General features: G+C 65.2%; 15 protein-coding genes and 4 tRNA genes. 6 read left to right on the forward strand and 13 right to left on the reverse strand.

Annotated features, from left to right (window positions below; all coding sequences use genetic code 11):
* Window positions 1-24: 24 nt before the first annotated feature.
* Window positions 25-2,901, forward strand: a complete 2,877-nt coding sequence (locus GA645_RS19780) for an EAL domain-containing protein (RefSeq protein ID WP_152224670.1) — start codon at window positions 25-27, stop codon at window positions 2,899-2,901.
* Window positions 2,902-2,915: 14 nt separating this feature from the next.
* Here GA645_RS19780 and GA645_RS19785 read toward each other — a convergent pair whose 3' ends face one another.
* The gene (locus GA645_RS19785) at window positions 2,916-3,539 is read right to left on the reverse strand and encodes a helix-turn-helix domain-containing protein (RefSeq protein ID WP_152224671.1); all 624 of its coding nucleotides are present in this window, start codon (window positions 3,537-3,539) and stop codon (window positions 2,916-2,918) included.
* Between the two features lie 110 nt (window positions 3,540-3,649).
* On the opposite strand from GA645_RS19785, the gene GA645_RS19790 reads away from it, so the two are divergent.
* The 3 genes from GA645_RS19790 to GA645_RS19800 are packed head-to-tail and all read left to right on the forward strand — an operon-like array spanning window position 3,650 to window position 6,284.
* Complete coding sequence (locus tag GA645_RS19790) at window positions 3,650-4,762, forward strand: FAD-binding oxidoreductase (protein ID WP_152224672.1); 1,113 nt, start codon at window positions 3,650-3,652, stop codon at window positions 4,760-4,762.
* 20 nt (window positions 4,763-4,782) lie between these two features.
* Complete coding sequence (locus tag GA645_RS19795) at window positions 4,783-5,157, forward strand: RidA family protein (protein ID WP_152224673.1); 375 nt, start codon at window positions 4,783-4,785, stop codon at window positions 5,155-5,157.
* A 59-nt stretch (window positions 5,158-5,216) separates the two neighbouring features.
* Window positions 5,217-6,284, forward strand: coding sequence for a hypothetical protein (locus tag GA645_RS19800; RefSeq protein WP_152224674.1), 1,068 nt, complete (start codon window positions 5,217-5,219; stop codon window positions 6,282-6,284).
* A gap of 99 nt (window positions 6,285-6,383) precedes the next feature.
* Here the strand turns inward: GA645_RS19800 and GA645_RS19805 are convergent, their stop codons facing one another.
* Window positions 6,384-6,830 carry an Hsp20 family protein gene (locus GA645_RS19805; protein WP_152224675.1) on the reverse strand — a complete coding sequence of 149 codons (447 nt, stop codon included), beginning with the start codon at window positions 6,828-6,830 and terminating at the stop codon, window positions 6,384-6,386.
* Window positions 6,831-6,976: 146 nt separating this feature from the next.
* Between GA645_RS19805 and GA645_RS19810 the strand changes: the two genes are divergently transcribed.
* On the forward strand, window positions 6,977-7,723 hold the full coding sequence (locus GA645_RS19810) for an SDR family oxidoreductase (RefSeq protein ID WP_152224676.1): 747 nt from the start codon (window positions 6,977-6,979) through the stop codon (window positions 7,721-7,723).
* A 110-nt stretch (window positions 7,724-7,833) separates the two neighbouring features.
* On the opposite strand, the gene GA645_RS19815 is transcribed toward GA645_RS19810, so the two are convergent.
* From GA645_RS19815 to GA645_RS19865, 11 genes are all read right to left on the reverse strand, one after another.
* Entirely contained in the window at window positions 7,834-8,793 is a 960-nt protein-coding gene (locus tag GA645_RS19815) for a tRNA-dihydrouridine synthase (RefSeq protein WP_152224677.1), read from the reverse strand.
* A 75-nt stretch (window positions 8,794-8,868) separates the two neighbouring features.
* The gene (locus GA645_RS19820) at window positions 8,869-9,324 is read right to left on the reverse strand and encodes a thioesterase family protein (RefSeq protein ID WP_152224678.1); all 456 of its coding nucleotides are present in this window, start codon (window positions 9,322-9,324) and stop codon (window positions 8,869-8,871) included.
* A complete protein-coding gene (locus tag GA645_RS19825) occupies window positions 9,321-9,971 on the reverse strand; it encodes a bifunctional 4-hydroxy-2-oxoglutarate aldolase/2-dehydro-3-deoxy-phosphogluconate aldolase (protein ID WP_152224679.1) in 651 nt (216 codons plus the stop codon). The genes GA645_RS19820 and GA645_RS19825 overlap by 4 nt, the downstream gene beginning before the upstream one ends.
* A gap of 167 nt (window positions 9,972-10,138) precedes the next feature.
* Window positions 10,139-10,978: an alpha/beta fold hydrolase gene (locus tag GA645_RS19830; RefSeq protein ID WP_152224680.1), complete on the reverse strand. Its 840-nt coding sequence runs from the start codon at window positions 10,976-10,978 to the stop codon at window positions 10,139-10,141.
* A 13-nt stretch (window positions 10,979-10,991) separates the two neighbouring features.
* Entirely contained in the window at window positions 10,992-11,531 is a 540-nt protein-coding gene (locus GA645_RS19835) for a TetR/AcrR family transcriptional regulator (protein WP_152224681.1), read from the reverse strand.
* 162 nt (window positions 11,532-11,693) lie between these two features.
* Window positions 11,694-11,769, reverse strand: a tRNA-Glu gene (locus GA645_RS19840).
* Between the two features lie 58 nt (window positions 11,770-11,827).
* Window positions 11,828-11,903: transfer RNA gene (locus tag GA645_RS19845), tRNA-Ala, on the reverse strand.
* Between the two features lie 43 nt (window positions 11,904-11,946).
* A tRNA-Glu gene (locus GA645_RS19850) sits at window positions 11,947-12,022 on the reverse strand.
* A gap of 52 nt (window positions 12,023-12,074) precedes the next feature.
* A tRNA-Ala gene (locus tag GA645_RS19855) sits at window positions 12,075-12,150 on the reverse strand.
* A 279-nt stretch (window positions 12,151-12,429) separates the two neighbouring features.
* Complete coding sequence (gltX, locus tag GA645_RS19860) at window positions 12,430-13,914, reverse strand: glutamate--tRNA ligase (protein WP_152224682.1); 1,485 nt, start codon at window positions 13,912-13,914, stop codon at window positions 12,430-12,432.
* Between the two features lie 49 nt (window positions 13,915-13,963).
* Window positions 13,964-14,884, reverse strand: coding sequence for a LysR family transcriptional regulator (locus GA645_RS19865; RefSeq protein WP_152224683.1), 921 nt, complete (start codon window positions 14,882-14,884; stop codon window positions 13,964-13,966).
* Between the two features lie 109 nt (window positions 14,885-14,993).
* Between GA645_RS19865 and GA645_RS19870 the strand changes: the two genes are divergently transcribed.
* Window positions 14,994-16,028: an HlyD family secretion protein gene (locus tag GA645_RS19870; protein WP_152224684.1), complete on the forward strand. Its 1,035-nt coding sequence runs from the start codon at window positions 14,994-14,996 to the stop codon at window positions 16,026-16,028.
* The last annotated feature ends 38 nt before the right edge of the window (window positions 16,029-16,066 follow it).

Here is a 16,066-nt window from a genome sequence, read left to right on the forward strand (position 1 = left end):
CGGTTTCTTGCCGGGGAGCGCTGCATGACCCGACAGTCTCCCTCGTCCCTGCCCGAATCCGAAGGCCAGGATCAGTTCGCCAAGGCCTTCCATACCGGCCCCGACGCCATGGTCATCACCGACCGGGAAAGCGGGCGCTTCCGCGAGATCAACGCCAGCTTCACCGAACGCTTCGGCTGGAGCCGCGACGAAGCCATCGGCCAGACTTCGCTGCAACTGGGCATCTGGCGCAACCTGGATGAGCGCCAGCGGATGCTCGACAGGATCGATGCCGAGCAGCGCATCGACGGCTTCGAAGCCACCCTCCTCACCCGCTCCGGCGAACAACGCAGCGCCCGCGTCTACGGTTGCCAGATCGACCTGCAGGGCCAGACCTGCCTAGTCCTGACCATCCGTGACGTCACCCGCCTGCGCGCCCAGGAGCAGGCACTGCGCGACAGCCAGGAACGCCTCGACCTGGCGCTGGACTCCGCCCAACTGGGCATCTGGGACTGGGACATCTCCTCCGGGAGAATCTACGGTTCCACCCGCGCCGCCGTGCTCCACGAACTGCCGGCGCGGGACTTCCACGGCCCCTTCGGCGAGTTCTTCGCCTGCGTCGACGAAGCCGATCGCCGGCGCATGCGCCAGGCCTACGCGCGCCTGTCCAAGGGACCGGACAACGATTACCAGTTCACCTACCGCGCACAGCTGCAATCTGGCGAGGTGCGCTATCTGGAGAGCCGAGCGCGGCTCTACCGGAACGGCGAAGGCAAGCCGCTGCGCATGGCCGGCACCCTGCTCGACATCACCGAGCAGGTGGTACGTGAACGCAACCTGGAAGCCTCCGAGGAAAAGTTCGCCAGCCTGTTCCAGGGCAGCCCGGACCCGATCTGCGTGACGCGGGTGCGCGACGGCGAGTTCATCGAGGTCAACCCGAGCTTCTGCAGCACCTTTGGCTGGCGAGCCGAGGAGATCATCGGCCAGTCGTCACACCAGATCGCCTTCTGGGCGGACAACCCACTGCGCGAGCGACTGTTCGAGCAACTGATGCGCGACCACTCGCTACAGAACACTGAGGTGCAATTCCTCACCCGCGACGGTCACCCCATTACCTGCATGGTCGCCAGCCGGCTGATCTGGGTCGACCGCCAGCTGTGCATCCTCTCCACCTTCCGCGACGTCACCCGGCGCCTGCAGGCTGAGGCGGAGCTCAAGGCCAGCCAGGAGAAGTTCTACAAGGCGTTCCACTCCAGCCCCGACGCCATCACCATCACCGAGCGCGACAGCGGCCGCTACATCGAGGTCAACGAAGGCTTCCATCGCCTGACCGGGTATCGGCCGGAGGAAGTGATCGGCCAGACCGCGATGGGCATCAACATCTGGGCCAACCCTGACGAGCGCGAGAGCATGATTGCCGCGCTGCAGCGCGACGGCTTCGTACACCACCTGGAAATGCTCGGTCGCCACCGCGACGGCACGGTCAAGACGGTGGACGTCTCGGTGGAACAGATCGACCTGGGCGACACCGCCTGCCTGCTGCTGACCGCCCGCGACACCAGCGAGCTGCGCGAGGCAGAAGCGCGCATCCAGCACCTGGCCTACCACGACGCCCTGACCGACCTGCCCAACCGCGCGCTGCTGATGGATCGCCTCAAGCAGCAGATCGCCCTGCTGCAACGCCACAACATGCGCGGCGCGCTGCTGTTCCTCGACCTGGACCACTTCAAGCACATCAATGACTCGCTGGGGCATTCGGTGGGCGACGCGATCCTGCAGATGGTCACCGCACGCCTGGAGGCCAGCGTGCGCCAGGAAGACACGGTGGCACGACTGGGTGGCGACGAATTCGTGATCCTGCTGACCGGCATCGCCGGCAGCCGCCTGGAAACCGCGCGCCGGGTACGCCAGCTGGCCGAAAAGCTGCGCGACCTGCTGGCCGAGCCCATGCTGCTGGACGGCCACCGCCTGCAGATCACCCCGAGCATCGGCATCGCCCTGATCCCCGACGACGGCGCAACGCCCGAGGACCTGCTCAAGCGCGCCGACATCGCCATGTACCGCGCCAAGGACGCGGGCCGTAATACCGTGCAGCTGTTCCACGCCTCCATGCAGAAAGCCGCCAGCGAGCGCCTGCGCCTGGAGAGCGGCCTGCGCATGGCCATCGCCCGCCGCGAATTCAGCCTGCACTACCAGCCGCAGATCGACTGCCGCGGCGCACGTATCGTCGGCGCCGAAGCCTTGTTGCGCTGGGAACACCCAACGCAAGGACCGCAATCGCCGGCCAGCTTCATTCGCGTACTGGAAGACAGCGGGCTGATCGTCGAAGTGGGCCGCTGGGTCATCGAGGAAGCCTGCCGCACCTGTGCGCGCCTGCTCGCCGAAGGACGGATCGACACCGAGGACTTCTGCCTCAGCGTCAACATCAGCCCCCGGCAGTTCCGCCAGAACGATTTCGTCGAACGCGTCCTCGACAGCCTGCACAAGGCCAGGCTGCCCGCGCGCCTGCTGAAGCTGGAGATCACCGAAGGCATCGTGATCCAGCAGCTGGAGGACACCATCGCCCGGATGCAGCGCCTGCGTCAGGCCGGAGTGCGCTTCGCGATGGACGACTTCGGCACTGGCTACTCCTCGCTCACCTACCTCAAGCGCCTGCCGGTGGACAGCCTGAAGATCGACCAGAGCTTCGTGCGTGACGCGCCCAACGACAGCAACGACGCGGAAATCGTCCGCGCCATCATCGCCATGGGCCACAGCCTGGGCCTGGAGCTGATCGCCGAAGGCGTGGAGACCCCGGAGCAACTGGCCCTGCTGGAAGAACAGGGTTGTCACCTGTACCAGGGCTACCTGTTCAGCCGACCCGTGCCGCTGGAAGCCTTCATCGACCTGCTGCCGCGCCGGGAACCGCAACAGACGCTATGAGGCGCTCCGCCCGGTCAGCAGACCGGGCGCAACTCCGACATCACCACCATCACCTGCGCCTCGTCCGCCTCGCCGTCATTCAGGTAGAGGTGGCCGACGCTGCTGTCGAAGTAGGCCGTCTCGCGCGGGCCGATGCTCACCGACTCGCCCGTCTCGAACTGGATGCGAACGCGCCCGGACACCACCAGGGCGAACTCCTGTCCGGGGTGGCGGACGAAATCGTCGAAATCCCCCACCTCGCGGGCAAAGATGCGCGCGTACAGCGGGGTCATGCTGCGCTGCGGGAAGTCGCCGGCGATCGGGTAGTACTCATAGCCCCCGGTATCGTAGCCGGCGGCTTCATCGACACGTGTCTTCACGAAGGTCTTCTGCCCGGCCTGGACGCCGACGAGCGGTAGCGGACGGAACAACTGGGCGATATCCACCTGCAGCGCGCGAGCCGCTGCGGCCAGCTTGTCATAGCTCACCGCGACCTGCGCCAGCTCCATCTTCGACAGCGTGGAAACGGCCACGCCAGAGAGGTCGGAGAGCTGTTTCAAGGTCAGTTTCTGCTGCTTGCGCACGGCCCGCAGGCGCGCGCCGACTTCGTTCCGATCCAGTTGCTGAGGCTTGGGCAGGGCTTGGACGGTTTCGCTCATGGGGCATCTCGAAAGTGGATGCGGAAAGTTTACCGGGCCTTGCCTTTGCCGCAAAAATTCTCATATCTTAGATTTCTCACATAAGAGAAAACCTGCAGAAGGTCCTTGCCGTGAATCCATTCGACATCGTCATCATCGGCGCCGGCATCGCTGGCGCTTCCCTCGCCTACCGCTTGAGCGAGACCCACCGGGTACTGGTGCTGGAGCGCGAAGAGCAGCCCGGCTACCACTCCACCGGACGCTCCGCCGCCATGTTCATGGAGGCCTACGGTACCCCGCAGATCCAGGCGCTCACCCGAGCCAGCCGGGCCTTCTACGAAAACCCACCGACCGGTTTCAGCGAGCATCCGATCCTCACCCCGCGCGGCTGCCTGTACGTTGCCGGCCCGGAACACCTCGAACTGCTCAAGCAGGCCGAAGCCACGCCGGGCGTGCAGCGCATCAGCACCGAACAGGCGCTGGAATTCCTCCCCTACCTGCGCGCCGACGCCATCGCCGGTGCGTTGTACGAATCCGACGCCCGCGACCTCGACGTCCACGCATTGCACCAGGGCTACCTGCGCGGCCTGCGCCAGCGCGGTGGCGAACTGCGCTGCAACCGCGAGCTGCTGTCGGCACGCCATGAAGGCGGCGTCTGGACCCTGCAACTGAGCGAGGGCGATAGCGTGCAGGCCCGGCAACTGGTGAACGCCGCCGGCGCCTGGGCTGATCACGTGGCCGAGCGCTGCGGCATCCGCCCGGTTGGCCTGCAGCCCTGCCGCCGCACCGCCTTCACCTTTGCCGTTCCCGAGGGCGTAGACATCAGCCACTGGCCGACGGTGATCGGCATCGACGAAAGCTTCTACTTCAAGCCCGACGCCGGCCAACTGCTCGGCTCGCCTGCCAACGCCGACCCGGTGCAGGCGCAGGACGTTCAACCCGAGGAGCTGGACATCGCCCTGGGCGTGTACCACATCGAAGAGCACACCACCCTGTCGATCCGCCGACCGAACCACAGCTGGGCTGGCCTGCGCTCCTTCGTTGCCGACGGTGACCTGGTGATCGGCCAGGACGAGGAGAATCCCGCGTTCTTCTGGCTCGCCGCCCAGGGCGGCTACGGCATCCAGTCGGCCGACGGCGTATCGCGCCTGGCCCAGTCGCTGTTGCTCGACCAGCCACTTCCCGAATCCCTGCGCCAGGAAGGCGTGGATCCCCTGCGCCTGAGCCCGGCGCGCTTGCGTTGAGTCCTACTGGAGGCAATCCCATGAGCGATATCCAGCGTTACCCCAGCCCCCTGCCCTTTCCCTTCTCCCGCGCGGTCAAGGCCGGCGGCTTCCTGTTCCTGTCCGGACAGATCCCGATGACCGCTGACGGCCAGGTGGTGAAAGGCGACATCCAGACCCAGGCCGAATCAGTGATGACCCGCATCGCCGAAAGCCTGGAAGCCTGCGGCGCGAACTTCTCCCAGGTGGTGAAGGCCACCGTCTGGCTGTCGGACATGGCGCACTTCGCCGGTTTCAACGAGGTGTACAAGCGCTACTTCGACCAAGGCCTGCCGGTGCGCTCGTGCGTGGCCTCGGCCCTGGCGCTGGGCGTGGACGTCGAAGTGGAAATCCAGGCCTTCGTCGGCGAAGCGTGATCCATCCTCCGGCCTCGCCACAGCGAGGCCACTCCAATAACAACAATAGGGTTCAGATCATGAAAACCAGTATCAAGCTCGGCGGTGCCTACATCGGCCTGGTGGTTGGCGTCGGTTTCGCCTCGGGCCAGGAGATTCTCCAGTTCTTCGGCAGCTTCGGCATCATGGGCCTGGCCGGCGCCGTGGTGGCGCTGGCGCTGTTCGCCTTCCTGCTGATGAACCTCTACCAGATCGGCAGCCGCCTGCAGACGCAGTCGCACAAGGAGGCCATGGAGTTCATCTGCGGCAAGCCGCTGGGCCGCGTCGTCGACCTGATGCTGACGTTCTTCCTGTTCGGCACCATGGTGGTCATGTTCGCCGGCGCCAACTCGTCCTTCGAACAGCAGCTGGGTATCGGCCATTCCATCGGCGGCGTCGTGCTCGGCGTACTGACCGTCATCACCGTGTGCCTGGGCCTGAAGCGGGTGATCACCCTGATGAGCCTGATCACTCCGGTGCTGATGATCATCGTGGCGATCATCGCCATCTATGCACTGACGCACATCCAGAAGCCGCTGGCCGAACTGGAGCAGATCGCCCTCACCCTGCCGCACCCGGCGCCCAACTGGCTGCTCGGCGCGTTGCTCTACGTGTCCTACAACGTCGCCGCCACCGCGGCCGCCGTGGTGGTGATGGGTGGCAGCGTGGCCAATCTGCGCACGGCAGCGCTGGGCGGAATGTTCGGCGGCATCGGCGTCGGCCTGCTGATCCTGACCATGGCCCTGGTGATGCTGGTGCAGATCGACGTGATCGGCGGCAGCGCCATTCCCACCCTGCTGCTGAGCAACAGCATCGCAACCGGGTTCGGCAACGTGATGCTCGCCCTGCTGCTGGTGAAGCTGTACTGCACCACCAGCGGTTTCGCCTACACCCTGGCCGCGCGCTGCGTCGCCTACGGCGTGCCCTTCCGCGTGGCGACCGTGGTCGCGGTGGTGCTCGCCTTCATCGCCAGCCAGGTCGGCTTCGTCAAGCTGGTGGGACTGGTCTACCCGGCCATGGGTTACCTGGGCTTCGTGTTGATGGCGGCGATCGTCATCGCCTGGTGGCGCAATCGCTCGGCGCCACTTCCGGAACAGCAGAAGGCTTGACCCTGCCTTCAGGAAAAAACGGACAAAAGAAAATGCCCGTCTCTTGCGAGACGGGCATTTTGCTTTGCGCTTACGGCCCGGCGAATGCCGGGCGGTCAATCAGCCTTCGATAGCCGGGCGCTGGCCGTTGATGGCGATCCGCTTGGGCTTGGCTTCTTCCGGAACGATGCGCACCAGCTCGACGCTGAGCAGGCCGTTCTTCAGCGACGCGCCCTGGACCTCGATGTGGTCGGCCAGGCGGAAGGACAGCTTGAAGGCACGCTGGGCGATGCCCTGGTGCAGGTAGGTGACGCTCTCGGAAGCCTTCTCGCGCTTGCCGCCGTTGACGGTCAGCACGCCGCGCTCCACTTGCAGCTCCAGGTCTTCTTCCTGCAGGCCGGCGGCAGCGATGACGATGCGGTACTGGTCGTCACCATGCTTCTCGACGTTGTAGGGCGGGTAGGAACTGCCGCTTTCGCTGCGCAGGGCGGATTCGAACAGATCGTTGAAACGATCGAAACCGATGGACTGGCGGAACAGCGGGGCGAGGGAAAGGACGTTGCTCATGCGAATCTCCTGAAATTTTCAGCAAGGTATGATCTGGAGCCTGACTTCAGAACTCCGGTGCGGGACCCGTCTTCGGCCTCCCGCAGGAACATAGATTGGGCTGCTCGATTTCATTTCAAGCCCCCTTCGCGACAGGAAGATTCTCCATGGACAAGGTCATGCTGATCACCGGCGGCAGTCGCGGCATCGGCGCCGCCACGGCACAACTCGCCGCCGAGCGCGGCTTTGCCGTGGCGATCAACTACCGCCACGAGCGCGAGGCGGCCGATGCGTTGGTCGCACAGATCACCGCTGCCGGCGGCAAGGCACGCGCCTTTGCGGCAAACGTGGCAAACGAGGAAGACGTGCTGCGCCTGTTCCGCGAAGTGGACGAAGCCTTCGGCCGCCTCGACATGCTGGTGAACAACGCCGGCATCCTGGAGCGCCAGATGCGCCTGGAAGACATGGACATGGCGCGCCTGCAGCGGGTGTTCGCGGTGAACGTCACCGGCACCTTCCTCTGTTGCCGCGAGGCGGTGAAGCGCATGGCATGCAAGTACGGCGGCAGTGGCGGGAGCATCGTCAACGTATCGTCCATGGCCTCGCGCCTGGGGTCGCCCAACGAATACATCGACTACGCGGCGGCCAAGGGTGCGGTGGACAGCCTGACCATCGGACTGGCCAAGGAAGTGGCGTGCGAAGGCATCCGCGTGAATGCCGTGCGGCCGGGGCTGATCAAGACCGAGATTCACGCCAGCGGCGGCGAGCCGGGACGCGTGGAACGCCTGCAGGCACAGATTCCTCTGGGACGGGGCGGCGAGGCGAAGGAAGTGGCGCGGGCGATCCTGTTCCTGGCCTCGGACGAGTCCAGCTACAGCACCGGCAGTTTCATCGACGTCAGCGGCGGGCGCTGATATCGCTTTTTTGTAGGAGCGAGCTTGCTCGCGAACAGAGCAACCGGCTGAAATCGACGTCTGGGCGGTTCGCGAGCAAGCTCGCTCCTACGAAGATCAAAAGCGCAGCGTCAGGCCGCTTCTTCGATCTCCACCTGCAGCAGCCGGTCCAGCGCTTCGCAGTCATTCTCGCGCCGCACCTGGGCGAACAATTCCACCGCTTCCGGGTAACTGCGGGTGAGCATCCCCAACCACTGTTTCAGGCGCCCCGGCGCATAGCGCGGCGCCAGCTTGCGCCGGGCCTGGCGCCAGAAGTCGTCGAGCAGCACGCGCACTTCCGACCAGGGCATCGGCACCACGTCGCGGCCATCACGCCAGGCGGCGATCTGCCGCGCCAGGTCCGGACGGGAAACCAGTCCGCGCCCCAGCATGATGTCCACCACGCCGCTGATGGAGCGGCAGCGGTGGTAATCCTCCAGGGTCCAGACCTCGCCGTTGGCGAACACCGGCACCTTCACCGCATCGGCCACTTTCGCTACCCACTCCCAGTGCGCCGGCGGCTTGTAGCCGTCCGCCTTGGTCCGCGCGTGCACCACCACGTGGGCGGAGCCGGCGTCGGCCAGGGCACGGGCGCAGTCGATGGCGCCATCCGGGCTGTCGTAGCCCAGGCGCATCTTCGAGGTCACCGGGATGTGCGCTGGCACGGCGCGGCGTACGGTCTCGATGATGCTGAACATCAGCTCGGGCTCTTTGAGCAGCACCGCACCGCCACGGGAGCGGTTCACGGTCTTGGCCGGGCAGCCGAAGTTCAGGTCGATCACCGGCGCGCCCAGCTCGCAGGCCTGCACGGCATTCTCCGCCAGTAACTGCGGATCGGAGCCGAGCAGCTGCACGCGCATCGGCACGCCGGCGCGGGTACGGCTGCCGTGCGCAAGCTCCGGGGCAAGTGCCAGGAAGGACGACGGCGGCAACAGCCGGTCGTTGATGCGGATGAATTCGGTGACGCACCAGTCGATGCCGCCGACGCGGGTCAGCACATCGCGGAGGATGTCATCTACCAGCCCCTCCATCGGGGCCAGGGCGATCTGCACGGGCGAGCCTCGGGCAATTGCGGGGCCGCGGATTGTAGGGAATGCGCCGCGCCGGGAAAAGCGCAGCGCGACGGATCACGCCCCGGCAGCAACGGTTTCCGGCGACAGCAAGGCGCGGCCGTAGCCCTCGACGAACTCCGCCGGCATGCGCTTGGGCCTGCCGCTGGACAGCTCGATGCAGACGAAGGTGGTCTGCGCGCGCAGCAGGGTCAGGGCATCGGCGGGACGCACCAGCTGGAAGTGACGGGTCATTCGCAGGCGCTGGTCGGACTCGACGATCCAGGTCGCCAGTTGCAACTGGTCACCTTCATAGGCCGCCGCCAGGTAATCCACCTCGTGCCGTACCACGGCCATGGCGCGGTCCAGCCGGCGATACTCGGCCAGGTCCAGGCCCAGTCTCTGCGAGTGGCGCCAGGCGCAACGCTCCAGCCAGCTGACGTAGACGGCATTGTTGGCGTGGCCGAGGCCGTCGATGTCTTCGGCCTTGACCTCGATGTCGATGACGAATGGATCGGGCAGCTGCCACGTCATGCGGAATGCTCCAGGCTGGCGGCCAGCTCGTGTGCTTCGATGGCCAGTTGGGTGATCTGATCCCAGGCACGGGCACGCACCAGGCTCGGCGGCGCGATCCAGGTGCCGCCGACACAGGCGACATTGGGCAGGCGCAGGACGTTGAGCAGGTTCTCCTGGGTGATGCCGCCGGTCGGGCAGAAACGGATGCCGGTGAAAGGCTCCTTCAGGCTCTTGAGCATCCTGATCGCCGCATTGCCGTCGGCGGGGAACAGCTTCAGCGAGCGGTAGCCGTATTCCAGCGCCACCAGCACTTCCGAAGGCGTCATCACACCCGGCAGGAACGGCAGCTTCGCATCATCGGCGGCGGCTACCAGGCGCGGCGTACAGCCGGGGCTGATGGCGAATTGCGCGCCGGCATCACGAGCTTCCTGAAACTGTTCGGTGTGAATCAGCGTGCCGGCCCCCAGGATCATCTCGGGCAGCTCACGGCGGATCTCCGCCAGAGCATCCAGCGCCTGAGGTGTACGCAGGGTCACTTCCAGCACGCGCACCCCACCGTCATACAGCGCGCGAGCGAGGTCCCCCGCCAGCGCCACATCCTCGATCACCAACACCGGCATGACCGGGCGCGCCTGCTGCAGCACCCAATCCAATGACAGACTCATGCGTTCCCCCAATCAGCCGCCCACGTACGCAAGACCTCGCGCCCAGGCCGGGGCGGCCGGAAATGCCCGAAAGTCTACGCCAGGCGGCGGGGCCTGACGACCCGCAACAGGCCATCATTCAACGATAACGGCGGCCTAAGGCCGCCGTTATCAAGGTGCTGAATGACTCAGGATGCCAGGGCCAGGGCGAGCGGCTCGTCGACGCCCTCCAGCAACTGGAGCACGGCCTCCGTCAGCGCCGTGTCGGCCAGCACCCGATGGTGGCCGCCACTGGGCAGCCGCAGCAACCGGCTGCCTGACCAGGCTTCATGGATTGCGACGGACTCCGTCACCCGCACATGCCGGTCATCCTCGGCGTGCACCACCAGACCGGGCATGCCCAGCTCGTAGCGAGCCACATCCAGCTGCTTCACCGGGATGCCCGCCTGCTGCTCGACCTGGCGGATGAAGCTCGAGCGCGCCGCCGGCGACAGGCCGACGTAGTTGGCGAAACCCCGCAGCACGGTGAGCACCTTGCTCGGCGCGGCAATGGTCACCAGCGTTTCGGTGCGCAGCCCCATCTGGGTCGCCAGCAACGCACTGGCACCGCCCATCGAATGGCCGATCACCGCGCGCAACGGTGGCAGCTCGCTGGCCGCTTCCAACAGGGCGCGGGCAAACAGCACTACGTCGGCCTCGCTGCCCGGAGAGCGTCCGTGGGCCGGGGCATCGAGGGCAATCACGCCGTAGCCGGCGCCGACCAGCTTTTCGATCAGCGCGGCGAACTGCGTCGGGCGCCCTGCCCAGCCATGCATCAGCAGCACCGCCGGCCCCTCGCCCCAACGCAGCGCGGAGAGGCCGAAGCGCAGGGTGATGCGCTCGGAACTGGCCAGCAGCGGTAGCTCCCAATCGCGCGGCGGCAACTCGGCAGGCGTCATGAACAGCTGACGCATGCGTCCCGCCGCCCATTGCGGCGCGACACGGCCCAGGGTGGCATTGATTCCACGAACCCAGCTCAGACTGCTCATTTTCCGTACCTCCTCAGATCACCGCTTTCTTCGCGGCACGCAGGACACGATCGGACAGATCGCCCTTGCCCAGGGCTCGGGCCAGCGCCAGTCCACCAATCATCAGGGCCATGTCGCTGAGCACCGCGTCGATTTCCTCCGGACGCCCGGCCAGGCTTGCCACCATCAGCTCCACATGCTCCTCCAGCGCCTCACGGAAGCCTTCCGGCAAGTGCGCCACTTCGCTCAGGGAGCTGGGGATCGGACAACCGTCATCCTCGGTATCACGGTGCTTGCGCGACAGATAGAACTGCGCCGCCAATGCACGGCGCTCGGCAAAGCTCATTTGCGGGTCGAACATCTTCAGCCCCACCCGGCGCTTGCTCAGCAGCTCGCGGAAAGCTTCAAGCATCAGCGCATCCTTGCTCTCGAAGTGCGCATAGAAGCCGCCCACGGTCAGCCCCGCCGCCGACATCACCTCGCCCACGCTGGGGTCGACCGGACCGCGCTTGAGCAGCGCGCTGGTGGCGGCGGAAAGAATGCGCTCGCGGGTCTGGGCCTTCTTGTCGCTCATGGTGGCGCTCCAAAAATATTATGATCAGAATATTATTCTCATAATAAAAATCGGCAAGCCGAAAGCGCGACCGCTGGTCGGGAGAAAATTTTCAGGCGGAGAAAAAACAAAAGGGCCACTGAAAGTCTCAGTGGCCCTATAGGCATCGCAGAGCGATAAAAATGGCGTCCCCTAGGGGACTCGAACCCCTGTTACCGCCGTGAAAGGGCGGTGTCCTAGGCCACTAGACGAAGGGGACATATCCTTCGAAGAAACCCACCACGTGGTGGATTCTGGCTTCATCCCGTATGGGAAATTGGTGGAGCTAGACGGGATCGAACCGTCGACCTCTTGCATGCCATGCAAGCGCTCTCCCAGCTGAGCTATAGCCCCAGATGACTCTGGCTGACGACGCAAACGCATCGTCGCTGGATAGTGGCGTCCCCTAGGGGACTCGAACCCCTGTTACCGCCGTGAAAGGGCGGTGTCCTAGGCCACTAGACGAAGGGGACGCAAAACCTTCGATTTCAGTCTCGTCAGGACAGACAAGACCTACTGGTAATTTGGTGGAGCTAGACGGGATCGAACCGTCGACCTCTTGCATGCCATGCAAGCGCTCTCCCAGCTGAGCTATAGCCCCAAAGTACCGCTGGATCTACTGTTCCGCTTCGCCCTGTCAGTTCAGTTCGTCGCTGGAACGGGGCGCATCTTAGGGGCGAGCCGACACCCTGTCAACAACATTTTTTCAGATTCCTAATTTTTTCTCCCAAAGAACAATCACTTATGTGTCGGTCCCGATTTCCGGGCGACGTATTGGGCAGCCCGCCTGCCCTCCCGCCGACAGCCTGATAGGGCCGCGCCCGCATAAAAAAAGGCCGGCTCCCTAAGGCGGCCGGCCTTTTACAGTGTAGGAAAGATCTTAGGCGCCGATGGCGTCGCGAATCTTTTCCCACTCCTTGGCTTCTTTCTTCGACGCACCGCCCAGCAGCTCCAGAGCCTGGCGCAGGCGATAGCGCGAGAGATCGGCACCGAGGATTTCCATGGCGTCGAGCACCGACACTGAGCTGGCCTGGCCGGTAATAGCCGGGAACATCAGCGGCATCACATCACGCAGCTTGAGGCCCAGGTGCTCGGCCACGGCCTGGATGGTCCCGGTGATGCGGTCCTTCTCCCACTGGCGCAGCGCTTCGAGCTTCCACAGGACCAGTTGCAGCACCTGGCGAACCTGGGTGGCATCGAGTTTCTTGTGCTCGAACAGCTTGGCGTCCAGTTGCACGCCGCCGCTGAAGAAGAAACCGGCCAGCGGAGCGATCTGACTGAAGTTCTCCACCCGGCCCTGTACGTGCGGGGCGATCTTCATCAGGTACTCGGGGTTGAGCGCCCACTTCTGCACTTCCTTGGCGAAGTCCTCGACGGACAGCTCGCGAATCCACTGGCCGTTCAGCCAGGAGAGCTTCTCGATGTCGAAGATCGGGCCGCCCAGGGACACACGGGACAGGTCGAAGTGTTCGATCATCTCGGCCAGGCTGAACTTCTCGCGCTCGTCGGGCATGGACCAGCCCATGCGGCCAAGGTAGTTCAGCAGCGCCTGGGGCAGCAGGCCCATGCGCTCGTAGAAGGTGATGGAGGTGGGGTTCTTGCGCTTGGACAGCTTGCTCTTGTCCGGGTTGCGCAGCAGCGGCATGTAGCAGAGCACCGGCTGCTCCCAGCCGAAGTACTCGTACAGCTTGATCAGCTTGGGCGCGGAGGGCAGCCACTCTTCGCCGCGCAGGACGTGGGTGATGCCCATCAGATGGTCGTCGACCACGTTGGCCAGGAAGTAGGTGGGCAGGCCGTCGGCCTTCATCAGCACCTGCATGTCCATGCGGTCCCACGGGATTTCCACGTCGCCACGGAGCATGTCCGGCACCACGCAGACGCCCTCGGTCGGCACCTTCATGCGCACCACGTGGGATTCGCCGGCGGCGATGCGCTTGGCCGACTCGTCCTTGCTCAGGTGCATGCAGTGGCCGTCGTAGCGCGGGGTTTCCTTGCGCGCCTGCTGCTCGGCGCGCAGCGTGTCGAGGCGCTCAGCGGAGCAGAAGCAGGGGAAGGCGTGGCCTTTTTCCACTAACTCGTCGCTGTACTGCTTATAGATGGCGCCACGCTCGCTCTGCCGATAAGGGCCGTGAGGGCCACCGACGTCCGGACCCTCGTCCCACTCGATACCCAGCCAGCGCAGCGCGTCGAAGATCTGCTGTTCCGATTCGCGGGTGGAGCGCACCTGGTCGGTATCCTCGATGCGCAGGATGAACTGACCGCCGTGTTGACGGGCGAAGCAGAGGTTGAACAGCGCGATGTAGGCGGTGCCGACGTGCGGGTCACCGGTGGGGGACGGCGCGATACGGGTGCGGACAGTGGTCATGAAGGCTCTCATGTGAATCGGTGAGGACAGCGCGAGCCACGGCACGCGCTCATGGACGGGATGTTATCAGGCGGGCCGCCCCCGGCTCCAGCCAACGCTCTGCATCGATCGGCAGGTTGTTGATCAGGAAGTCGAGGAAAGCCTTCACCTTCATCGCCTGGAAACGCCGCGACGGGTAGACCGCGTAGAGCTCACCGACCGGCAGTTGCACCTGCGGCAGCACGCGCACCAGGCTGCCGCTGGCCAGTTGTTCGTCGACGATCAGCTCCGGCAACGAGGCGATCCCGGCGCCGGACAGCACTGCCTCGCGGGCGAAGGTGATGTTGTTGCACGACAGCACCCGATGGCAGGGAATGCTCTCCCCGCTCAGAGGCCAGTAGCGCTGGGAGTCGGCCTGCAGCAGCACCGCGCGATGGCCGGCCAGCTCCTCGACCTGCTGCGGCTGGCCGTGCAGCCTCAGGTATTCCGGACTGGCACACAGGCAGCGGTTGGTAATCAGCATGCGCCGGGCAATCAGCGTGGAGTCTTCCGGCTGGCCGACCATGATGACGATGTCCACGCCCTCCTCCAGCGGATCGACGCTGCGCGAGGTCAGCTCGACCTCGGCGCTGATCTGTGGATAAAGCCGCATGAAGTCGCCCAGCACCTTCGCCAGGTACATCTGCCCGAACTCGATGGGTGCAGTGATGCGCAACAACCCCGAAGGCGCCTGCTGCAACTGCATCACGGCCTGCTCGGCTTCGGCGAAGTCGTGCATGATCTGCCGGCAACGCTCGTAGTAGGCCTGCCCCACCTCGGTCAGGCGCAACTTGCGGGTGGTGCGGTTGAGCAGCCGCACGCCGAGGCGCTCTTCGAGCAGGACGATGCGCCGGCTCACCGTGGATTTCTGCATGCCCAGGCTCTGCGCGGCCTGGGTGAAACTGTGCAGCTCCACGACACGGGTGAAGATCAGCGCATCATCCAACCCCATGATTGTTCCCTATAAGCAACAAAGTTTCCGAAGTGTAGCGGCTACGTGCCGCCACGGAACACTGTTACATTGGCAAACATTTTTCCGTCAACCAAACGCTCGTTTAACTATGCCTGCCCAACTGCAACGTCGCCTGACCGTGTTCCTTGCCATCCTCGCAGTGGTCGCCCTCGCCTTCCTGGCGCGCTGGTACTTCATCGGCCGCTTCGTCGAGACGACCGATAACGCCTACGTGCAGGGCGAGATCACCCGCATCGCCAGCCAGCTCGGCGCACGCGTCGACGAAGTGCTGGTGCAGGACAACCAGCACGTGGAGAAAGGCCAACTGCTGGTGAAGCTCGAAGCCGACGACTTCAAGCTCGCCCTGGACCGCGCCAAGGCCACCCTGGCCACCCGCGAGGCGGAACTGGAGCAGGCACGCAGCAAGCTCAAGGGCCAGTCGAGCAACATCGCCGCCAGCGAAGCCGACGTGAACGCCAGCCAGGCCACCCTCGGCCGCGCCGAAGTCGACCTGGGCCGCGCCCAGGCGCTGCGCGGCCCGGGCTACGTCTCGGAAGAGCGCGTCACCACCCTCACCGCCGACTCCCGTGTCGCCCGCTCGCAAGTGGCCAAGGCCCAGGCCGACCTGCAGGCCCAGCGCGTGCAGCGCGACACTCTGGGCACCGACGTCCAGCGCCTGCAAGCGCAGATCGAGAGCGCCCGCGCCGATGTCACCCAGGCCGAACTCAACCTGGCCCGCACCGAAGTCCGCGCCCCGGTGAGCGGCCTGGTCGGCCAGCGCAACGCCCGCATCGGCCAGTACGTGCAGGTCGGCACCCAGTTGCTGTCGCTGGTGCCGGACGGTGGCATCTGGATCCAGGCCAACTTCAAGGAAACCCAGATCGGCAAGATGCGCCCGGGCCAGAAAGCACGCCTGGTGTTCGACTCCTTCCCCGACACGCCCATCGAAGGCGAAGTGCAGAGCCTGTTCGCCGCTTCCGGCGCCCAGTTCAGCCTGCTGCCGCCGGACAACGCGACCGGCAACTTCACCAAGGTCGTGCAGCGCATTCCGGTGAAAATCACCTTCGCCGATGAAAACCCGCTCAAGGGCCTGATCCGTCCGGGCATGTCCGTCGATGCCGAGGTCGAGTTGAGTGTCCGCTGATTCCCTGGTACGGCCGGTCGGGGAACCGACCCGCCGCG

The organism is Pseudomonas sp. SCB32, assembly GCF_009189165.1.
In the GTDB taxonomy this organism is placed as follows: domain Bacteria; phylum Pseudomonadota; class Gammaproteobacteria; order Pseudomonadales; family Pseudomonadaceae; genus Pseudomonas.

Bases quoted from the DNA above. Each gene is read 5' to 3' on its own strand.
- GA645_RS19830 (WP_152224680.1), bottom strand. From the start codon at position 10,978: ATGAGCAGTCTGAGCTGGGTTCGTGGAATCAATGCCACCCTGGGCCGT.
- GA645_RS19825 (WP_152224679.1), bottom strand. From the start codon at position 9,971: ATGAGTCTGTCATTGGATTGGGTGCTGCAGCAGGCGCGCCCGGTCATG.
- GA645_RS19780 (WP_152224670.1), top strand. From the start codon at position 25: ATGACCCGACAGTCTCCCTCGTCCCTGCCCGAATCCGAAGGCCAGGAT.
- GA645_RS19810 (WP_152224676.1), top strand. From the start codon at position 6,977: ATGGACAAGGTCATGCTGATCACCGGCGGCAGTCGCGGCATCGGCGCC.
- gltX (WP_152224682.1), bottom strand. From the start codon at position 13,914: ATGACCACTGTCCGCACCCGTATCGCGCCGTCCCCCACCGGTGACCCG.
- GA645_RS19820 (WP_152224678.1), bottom strand. From the start codon at position 9,324: ATGACGTGGCAGCTGCCCGATCCATTCGTCATCGACATCGAGGTCAAG.
- GA645_RS19865 (WP_152224683.1), bottom strand. From the start codon at position 14,884: ATGGGGTTGGATGATGCGCTGATCTTCACCCGTGTCGTGGAGCTGCAC.
- GA645_RS19835 (WP_152224681.1), bottom strand. From the start codon at position 11,531: ATGAGCGACAAGAAGGCCCAGACCCGCGAGCGCATTCTTTCCGCCGCC.
- GA645_RS19870 (WP_152224684.1), top strand. From the start codon at position 14,994: ATGCCTGCCCAACTGCAACGTCGCCTGACCGTGTTCCTTGCCATCCTC.
- GA645_RS19785 (WP_152224671.1), bottom strand. From the start codon at position 3,539: ATGAGCGAAACCGTCCAAGCCCTGCCCAAGCCTCAGCAACTGGATCGG.
- GA645_RS19795 (WP_152224673.1), top strand. From the start codon at position 4,783: ATGAGCGATATCCAGCGTTACCCCAGCCCCCTGCCCTTTCCCTTCTCC.
- GA645_RS19800 (WP_152224674.1), top strand. From the start codon at position 5,217: ATGAAAACCAGTATCAAGCTCGGCGGTGCCTACATCGGCCTGGTGGTT.
- GA645_RS19805 (WP_152224675.1), bottom strand. From the start codon at position 6,830: ATGAGCAACGTCCTTTCCCTCGCCCCGCTGTTCCGCCAGTCCATCGGT.